Origin of the sequence: uncultured Cyclobacterium sp., assembly GCF_963976465.1 — a bacterium.
Lineage (GTDB): Bacteria > Bacteroidota > Bacteroidia > Cytophagales > Cyclobacteriaceae > Cyclobacterium.
The window spans coordinates 1-8,366 of record NZ_CAXBOC010000226.1; the positions used below are offsets into that span (position 1 = coordinate 1).

General features: G+C 37.1%; 6 protein-coding genes and 1 pseudogene. 2 read left to right on the top strand and 5 right to left on the bottom strand.

What is annotated here, in order from left to right:
- The first annotated feature begins 245 nt into the window (after positions 1-245).
- Complete coding sequence (locus AAC037_RS13410; RefSeq protein ID WP_339903466.1) at positions 246-2,756, top strand: TonB-dependent receptor; 2,511 nt, start codon at positions 246-248, stop codon at positions 2,754-2,756.
- A gap of 164 nt (positions 2,757-2,920) precedes the next feature.
- Here the strand turns inward: AAC037_RS13410 and AAC037_RS13415 are convergent, their stop codons facing one another.
- The 4 genes from AAC037_RS13415 to AAC037_RS13430 all read right to left on the bottom strand — a co-directional run bounded on the left by AAC037_RS13415 (position 2,921) and on the right by AAC037_RS13430 (position 7,178).
- Positions 2,921-4,315, bottom strand: coding sequence for an OmpA family protein (locus tag AAC037_RS13415; protein ID WP_339903467.1), 1,395 nt, complete (start codon positions 4,313-4,315; stop codon positions 2,921-2,923).
- Positions 4,316-4,337: 22 nt separating this feature from the next.
- On the bottom strand, positions 4,338-5,309 hold the full coding sequence (locus AAC037_RS13420) for a deoxyhypusine synthase family protein (protein WP_339903468.1): 972 nt from the start codon (positions 5,307-5,309) through the stop codon (positions 4,338-4,340).
- A gap of 153 nt (positions 5,310-5,462) precedes the next feature.
- The gene (locus tag AAC037_RS13425; RefSeq protein ID WP_339903469.1) at positions 5,463-6,089 is read right to left on the bottom strand and encodes an OmpH family outer membrane protein; all 627 of its coding nucleotides are present in this window, start codon (positions 6,087-6,089) and stop codon (positions 5,463-5,465) included.
- Positions 6,090-6,269: 180 nt separating this feature from the next.
- Positions 6,270-7,178, bottom strand: coding sequence for a histone deacetylase (locus tag AAC037_RS13430; protein ID WP_339903470.1), 909 nt, complete (start codon positions 7,176-7,178; stop codon positions 6,270-6,272).
- Between the two features lie 173 nt (positions 7,179-7,351).
- Here AAC037_RS13430 and AAC037_RS13435 point away from each other — a divergent pair, with 173 nt between their 5' ends.
- Complete coding sequence (locus AAC037_RS13435) at positions 7,352-8,035, top strand: sulfotransferase domain-containing protein (RefSeq protein WP_339903471.1); 684 nt, start codon at positions 7,352-7,354, stop codon at positions 8,033-8,035.
- Positions 8,036-8,059: 24 nt separating this feature from the next.
- Here the strand turns inward: AAC037_RS13435 and AAC037_RS13440 are convergent.
- Positions 8,060-8,366 (bottom strand): annotated as a pseudogene (locus AAC037_RS13440) (hypothetical protein); the annotation flags it as partial.

An 8,366-nucleotide genomic window follows, 5' to 3' on the forward strand; every position in this document is an offset into this window, starting at 1 on the left:
AACATAAAATAAAGATATGAAATGAAAAGTTTTAATCTACCAAATAGGACCGAACGTCGTTAAATAGCTGGAATTCATCTATAAAACAGGATTCCGTTTGGATCAATTATCGTTGGTCTGCTCAATAGTGCTTTTGGTCGACTTAACTCCCTCCCTTATCTATTGTACTTTTATTATTGAAAAGAAAATTTTTCCTTTGTATCAGCTATTATAAAGACAATAACAATATTGGAAAACTAAGACAAATGAGAAAAATAACCAAACTATTATTAATTTCCATTGTAATGCTGTCCTGGGCATCTCTAAATGCTTTTGGTCAACAGGCTTCTGAAAAGAAAGAATTTAAGATTTCAGGTAAGGTAGTGAATCAGGCAACAGGTGAGCCTATCCCTTACGCTACCGCTTTTTTAAAAGAATCTGCTTCTGAAACTTCCATTGCAGGTGGGGTCGCAGATGACAATGGAGAATTCTTTTTTAATGTAAAAGAAGCAGGTAAATACAAGGTGGAATTGAGTTTTGTTGGCTATGACACATTTGTTAGAGATGATATTCAAGTGGGGCCCAATACTCCATCATTGTTTTTAGGAAACATAGGTTTGAAAGAATCAGCAGTTGCTCTTGAGGAGGTAACTGTCCAAGGGCAAAGAAGCCTTATTACAGAAAAAGTAGACAGAACCATATACAATGCGGAGAATGACAAAACCACCGTAGGTGGTGACGCCTCCGATGTATTGAGGAGAGTCCCAATGTTGACAGTAGACTTGGATGGTAATGTTTCCATGAGGGGTAGTAGCAATATCCTTGTATTAATAGACAATAAACAGTCTGCCATTGTAGCCAATAATATTGCGGACGCATTAAAGCAAATTCCGGCAGAAGAAATTAAATCCGTGGAAGTAATTACTTCTCCATCCGCCAAATATGATGCTGAAGGTACAGGTGGGGTGATCAATATTGTTACCAAAAAGAACAAACTACAAGGAGCTTCCTTAAATATCAATACCAGTGCAGGTTTGAGAGGTTCAAATCTCGGCCTAAATGCTGCCTTGAAAAAAGGGAAAATGGGCTTTTCGTTAGGAGGTTTCGGACGAGCAGGATACAATATATTGGGAAACTTTGAAAATGAGCAAACTTTGCTTGCTGATGATGGTTCTTCAACCAGAATATTACAAGGGGCTGACACCAGAAATAATATGATGTTCGGCAGGTATAATTTAGGATGGGATTATGAAATCAATAAATATAATTTCATGACAACCTCTGTCAGTTTCGGGCTTAGAAATATGAAAAATAAGCAAGATGACCTCTATACGGAAACTTATATAGAAGACATGTTGGTCAGTGAGTTACTTAGGGATGTACAGACTGACAATCTTTCAAATAATTTGGATGTAAGCTATAACTATACTAAGTCCTATGAAAAGAAAGGTAAAGAAATTAGCTTTTCAGGCCTTTACTCCAGAAGTGATCGTACCAATGACTTCGTCAATAGCCTGTACAATGAGTCCTTTGATCAAGTAATTAGTAGAATTAAGAATGACAATGACAACCTCAATGAGGAATTTACTGTACAAGTGGATTATGTGACACCTCTGGGAGCCAAAGATGAACAAATTATCGAATATGGAGCCAAAAATATTTTAAGACAAGCCACAAGTGACTTTGCCTACTACAGGGCAACAGGGGCAGATGGAGAATATGTGGAAGATGAAGATATCAGTCTTTCTAACCAGTTTAATTACAACCAAAATGTAACCGCCGGTTATTTGTCCTATACTCTAGGGTTTTTAGAGCATTACACCCTCAAAACCGGTATTCGATACGAATACACCAATATTGATGCAGACTTTCTTTCTTCGGACCTACCGGTGGATATCCCTTCCTATGGTACCGTAGTTCCCAATATGAACTTTGGTAGAAAATTGGCCAATGGCAATATGTTGAAAGCCGCCTATAATAGAAGAATTCAAAGACCATCTTTGAACTACCTAAATCCAAATATACAAGCTTCAAATCCTCAACAAATTACGCAAGGTAACCCTATATTGGATCCTGAAATGACAGATAATTATGAATTGTCTTACAGTACTTTTATCAAAGGAACTTCACTAAATTTCACTTCCTACTTGAGAAATACAACAGGTTCTATTCAACCTGTAAGGACGATTCAAGATGATGATGTGATCTTCACTACCTACGAAAATATTGGAAATGAAAGGGCCTATGGATTAGGCATCTTTTCCAATATAAATATCTCGGGTAAATTCTCATTAAACGGATCTATTGATGGATACTATGCACAGCTGGACAATGGACAGGATAATCCACAATATAAAGCACAAAATGAAGGGTTTGTAATCAGTGGTAGACTTTTTGGAAACTATACCTTACCGAAAAACTGGCAAATCCAAGCCTTTAGCTTTTACCGTGGAAGAAGGGTGCAACTCCAGGGTTCATCGGGAGGGTTCGGTATTTATAGCTTAAGCATAAATAAACAGTTTGCAGAAAAAAGAGGTAGCATTGGCTTTGGTGCTGAAAACTTTTTCACCCCTGAATTTAAAATGAGAAATGAATTGTCAACTCCTACAATTACCCAAAAAAGTGTCACGGGTATGCGCTATATGAATTTCAAGATAAACTTCTCCTATAGAATTGGAAAGCTTAGTGTAGACGGTGGAAGAAGGAAAAAAAGAGGGGTTACCAATGAAGATTTGAAAGAAAGTGAGGGAGGTTCATCTCCAGCAATGATGAATTAATAGTAGCCCTTATAGGATAATAAGACGCTATAAATAACTACACAAAAAATGGAGGCTTCCTTAATGGAAAACTCCATTTTTTATTTAAACCCAAAATGTGCACTAGACAATCTATTGCATAATCTGGCCAATTAAAAAATAGTATTTCTTTTCTTTACCAACTGCTAGTCTTCGGCAATCAATTTAATTTCTACTCTCCTGTTCCGTTTCCTTCCAGCTTCATTTGAATTGGTAGCGATCGGCTTTTTACCCCCCCAGCCCTTGGCTATCAAATTGGTTGCTTCCACTCCTCTTTGTTCAAGGAGTTCTTTTATTTTATCTGCACGTGCCAAAGATAACCGCATGTTTACATTGGCATTCCCATAACTGTCTGTATGGCCCTCTATCGCCATCTTTTTCTCCGGATGCTTTTTCAAAAATGTAGCCAATTCGTCCAATACAAGCAAAGACGTGGAATCCAATAGCGCTACGGTTCCTTTTTTAAACAAGACATTTTCCAATATGAGCTGCTCTCCTACCGCTAAAGAATCTAATTTTTCAGCCATACTAATTTGCCCCTTGCTTTCTTCTCCAAGATTTGAAAACAGATGGGCATCAGCCACAGTAATAGGATTCACTTTAGGTTTAGGCATATTGATCCCATCATTTGCATCAAGATTAGATCTTGATTCAGTGCTATTCTCGGCTAAGATTTTAACCGGAATCGTCTCAAGGTCCAAATTCTCCAGCATATAGATATTTCCAAATCCTTCACTTGTCTGAGTGTTGGTGAAAAAGGAACGGTCATTTTTTGGGTCTTGAAAATAATACATCTCTACCCCCTGCATTTGAGACAGGTTTAGCAATTCAGGCGGGCTCCAATTCCTCCATGTATTGTCCAGTCTTTTGCTGGCATATACCTCTATTGCTTTCTTCGTATCATGGGCATTGCTGGCAAAATAAAGGGTATCTCCGGTTTTAGAAAGGCGGGGACTTAATTCTTGTTTGGCAGTATTAATAGCTCCTCCAATATTCATAGGTCTTGACCAGGATATGCCATTGTATTGAGACATATAAATGTCTTCATTGCCATAACTCCCATAAGAATCCATAGACATCAACATTATTTGACCACTGGAATCGAGAGAGGCACTAAAGTGATCCCCTTTTATTTTTAGACCCGGAAGTTGTATGAACTCTCCCTTTCTCCAACCCAAAGAATCCTTAGTATAGCTTTGAATCACTTGTTGGCTGTTTTCATTGGCATGGTATACCAGCGCTTCATTTCGCTGATTAAATCCAATTAGTAAATCGTAATGCTCCGTGGACAGTTCATAAACAGGAACCGGAGGTTCAAACCCTTGCTTACCCTCTGCAGCAACCCATACATCCCCAGGATCTTTTAGCCCACCTTTGTTTTGTGGATGATAAGTAAGGCTAAAATACAATTCACCTCCGGCTGCTATTAAAGGTTGATGCTCATCATAAGCCAGTGAAAATACAGGCCTTTGTCCTTTTGATGGGTAAAAAGTGAAAAGAGCAAGCACAAAAAATGTGCTTGCTCTAAAAAATTTTGTCATTACATTGTTCATTTTGTTCCATTCATTGCCCCAATACAATCGCAAATACCAAAGGTGCTACGATTGTGGCATCTGATTCAATAATATATTTTGGTGTGTCTATGCCTAATTTTCCCCAGGTTATTTTTTCATTGGGTACAGCTCCGGAATAAGAGCCATAAGAGGTAGTACTGTCTGAAATCTGACAGAAATATCCCCAAAGAGGAATCCCATCCCGTTGCAAATCCTGATGAAGCATTGGCACTACACAAATAGGGAAATCTCCGGCTATTCCACCCCCTATTTGGAAAAAACCAACTGTACTTTCCTCTTTGGCATTTTCTGTATACCACTCTGCCAAATACATCATGTATTGAATTCCTCCTTTTACAGTGTGTACATTTTTGATATCTCCAGAAATCACATGTCCGGCAAACATATTGCCTAAGGTGGAATCCTCCCAACCGGGAACAATAATGGGAATATTTTTCTTTGCTGCCTCTAGTAACCAACTATTTTTGGGATCTATCTGGTATTCACTTTCAAGTTTTCCGGACAATAGAATTTTATAGAAAAACTCATGAGGGAAAAACTGTTCGCCTGAACGATCTGCTTTTTGCCACTCGTCAAGGATTACATTCTCAATGCGTCGCATAGCCTCCATTTCAGGAATACAGGTATCCGTAACCCTGTTCATGTGTCTGTCAACCAAGTCTTGCTCCTGTTGTGGAGTCAAATCTCTATATTCGGGTATTCGCTCATAATAATCATGGGCAACCAAATTAAACACATCTTCTTCCAGATTTGCTCCCGTGCAGGTAATGATATGCACCTTATCCTGACGGATCATCTCTGCCAATGAAATTCCCAGTTCGGCCGTCGACATCGCCCCGGCAAGGGTAACCATCATTTTTCCATTGTTGTCTAAATGGGATTTATACCCTTCGGCAGCATCTATCAGTGCCGCTGCATTAAAATGTCTAAAATGATTTTTTAGAAAATTGGTGATTTCCATTTTTATCGTTTAAAATTAACCGAACTAATAATTCCACAATAAGCCTTGTTAGGCCACTAAACCAAAACGGCATTTTTCATGCCAATCGGATAAAAAAATAAAAAAAAAAGTCCGGAATACCGGACTTTTATAAATCTAATACTATTAGTGTCCTTATTCTTCAGTAGCAGGAGCTTCCTCTTTTTCTTCAGTGCTACTATTGTCTTTATTTTTATAATCTTCATTTAAACCTGAAATCACCTCATCGGTAACATCAAAGCTTTCTTTGGCATACCATACACCACCGCCTCTAGTGTAAGAAAGGATCATCTCGAGATCATTTTCAGTTGCATACTCATTTAAGTAAACCTGAATCTTATCATAAACCTCATTGTATAGATTGGTTTCGTCAGCTTGTAGCTCAGTCATGATGTTCTGCCTATAAGTCATCAGGTTTTCTTCTTTCTTCATTAACTCTTCCTGCTTCGCCTGTGCCTGATTTCTGGTCATATTACCTCCTGTGCTTTGGAAACTGGCTACTTCCTGTTCAAATCCCTTAGCCCTGTTGGTCAATTCGCTTTGATATTTATTACCCTTTTCAGCAATCTCTGCAGATTTTTCTTTAAAATAATCAAAATTATTGATTACGCTATCTGTAACGATATAGGCAATTTTAATATCTGAAACATCTTTCTTTTGTTCTCCTTCAGAAACATTTTCATTGGGGGTAGAAGTATTACAAGCCCCAACAAGGAGTCCTAAGAACGCAATCGCACTGAATAATGTTAAATTTCTTCTCACTTTATATTGGTTTTAAAATTGATTGAGGCAAATATAAGGATTCTTAATCTTTTACAAATTCTATGGACATTATTTAAATCTAAAATACCCGTTTTTCTATTCTTCAGGCATTAAAATTCTTACTTTAATGTCTGTATCTAAGGCCAATAAACAAAAATGCTAAAGGCAAAACCATGTGATTTAGAAGAAAAGTTCTTGGGCCAAACGAAAAGTGTTAGCGTGAGCTTCGATAATATCACTAATCTTAAGAGAATACCCTCCCCCCATACAGCACATGATGGGTATGTTATTTGTCTTTGCATGGCTTAAGACTAGCTTGTCTCTTTCTTTACAGCCTTGAATAGTCATCCCAAGCCTTCCCAATTTATCAGTCGCTAAAACATCCACACCGGATTGATAAATAATAAAATCCGGTCCAACCTCAGCTATTAACTTTGGCAGGTGATTTCCCAGCAACGAAAGGTAGGTTTGATCATCGGTTTGGTCCTCCAACGGAACATCGAGGTCTGACTGTTCTTTGTGCATGGGGTAATTGTGTTTGCCATGCATGCTAAAAGTAAATACTTGCGAATCATTTTGGAAAATTGATGCTGTACCATTGCCTTGATGCACATCTAAGTCCACCACCAAAACCTTATCAATCGCATATTTTGTAAGGAGGTATTTGGCTGCGATGGCGATATCGTTTAATAGGCAAAAGCCCTCACCTCTATCCTTAAACGCATGGTGTGTTCCTCCGGCAATGTTCATCCCTATCCCATTTTGTAAAGCACATAAAGAAGCCATTACTGAGCCATTCATGATTTGAATTTCTCTTTCTACCAATTCTTTGCTCAAAGGAAATCCTGTTCTTCTTATCTCTGACTTGCTGACAGAAAGTGCTTTTAATTTTTTAAAATACCTGCTATCGTGAACAGCCGTAATTATTTCTTCGGTACAAGGCTCAGGCTCGAAAAAATTACCGGAATTCAGGGTGCCTTCATACAATAATTGTTCGGGAAGCAGTTCATACTTCTCCATGGGAAATCTATGCCCCTCGGGCAAAGGATGGGCATATTTTGTAGACCAGGCTACTTTAAGCTTAAACATTTTAGTCATTTGTATTATTGAAAAAATATAAAGATAACCCTTGAATGAAAAAAAATGATAATTTTAGGCTTAAATGGAATAAAATAGTCTGAAATTAGTAAATAGCATTTCCACAGGTCCATTATTCTCAATCGCTTAAGAACAAAATTATTTAATCAACTCCAGCATAATTTATGTTAATAATTGCAATCCCAAAAAGTGCAAGTACTTCTTTAATGCTTACAATAAGCAAGCTACACAATTTAAATGCTAAACAGGATTTTAGCTTTACTGATAATAGTATTCCAGACAATTGTAATATCCTTTACAGTTTTCATGGGGACATAAGAGAGCTAAAAAGCATCGATTTTTTAAAAATGAAAAACACTGTTGTTAAGCAACATTTATATCCAAGTTCAAATAATCTTAATTTAACTTACAATGTAAAAAAAGTTATCTTACTTAGAGAACCATCTGAAATAGTTCTAGCATACCGAAGGGGCGCCATAAAATCCATACACAATTTGTTAAACGGCTATTCTGTTAAGATGACGGAAAAAGAATGGTTAGATCAAGCAAAAAATGACGGTTTATTTTCTGATTTAAATTTCTTTTGTAAAGAATGGATCAACAAATCTAATCCAAAGACAACACTTTTTGTATCTTACAGAGATTATGTTGATAACCCTAAAAAAGTAATTAACAAAATAGAGGAATTTTATGGATTAAAAATTACGGCTAGAAAATTCTCAACAGTTAAGGCCAGGTTTTCAAGAAGAAGTACTATCGGAGATTTCAGCCATTCTAATTACCTAAAACTTAAAAGCTACCTTATTAACATTTTAATTGGTATAAGAAATAACATAACCAAAAAGTAAATTAAACAATAATAATCCTAGAATTTAATCCTCCTCTTCCTCTGATTCAAAAGTATAAAAAGTGTCATCTAGCTCTAGGCTGTCTTCATTATAAGCTTCAACAAAATCTTCAATGGCTTTTTCATCTAATGATTCCAGATTCAGGGCAGCATCCAGACCAATGCCATAGTCGTGATGGGTGTCCAAATCCAAAAACTCCTGTACTTTTACGACTCCTTCTTCCTCCATATCCATTATCATTTCAGTAATGAACCATCCAATTTCCTCTTCCTCCGTTTTTAAAGGTATAAGGTTGCCATTCTCATCTTCATTGTATTTAATTCCCTCATAA

What these genes read in the sequence shown, in the direction of transcription:
- AAC037_RS13410 (WP_339903466.1), top strand. Translation starts at nt 246, where the DNA reads ATGAGAAAAATAACCAAACTATTATTAATTTCCATTGTAATGCTGTCC.
- AAC037_RS13435 (WP_339903471.1), top strand. Translation starts at nt 7,352, where the DNA reads ATGTTAATAATTGCAATCCCAAAAAGTGCAAGTACTTCTTTAATGCTT.
- AAC037_RS13430 (WP_339903470.1), bottom strand. Translation starts at nt 7,178, where the DNA reads ATGTTTAAGCTTAAAGTAGCCTGGTCTACAAAATATGCCCATCCTTTG.
- AAC037_RS13415 (WP_339903467.1), bottom strand. Translation starts at nt 4,315, where the DNA reads ATGACAAAATTTTTTAGAGCAAGCACATTTTTTGTGCTTGCTCTTTTC.
- AAC037_RS13420 (WP_339903468.1), bottom strand. Translation starts at nt 5,309, where the DNA reads ATGGAAATCACCAATTTTCTAAAAAATCATTTTAGACATTTTAATGCA.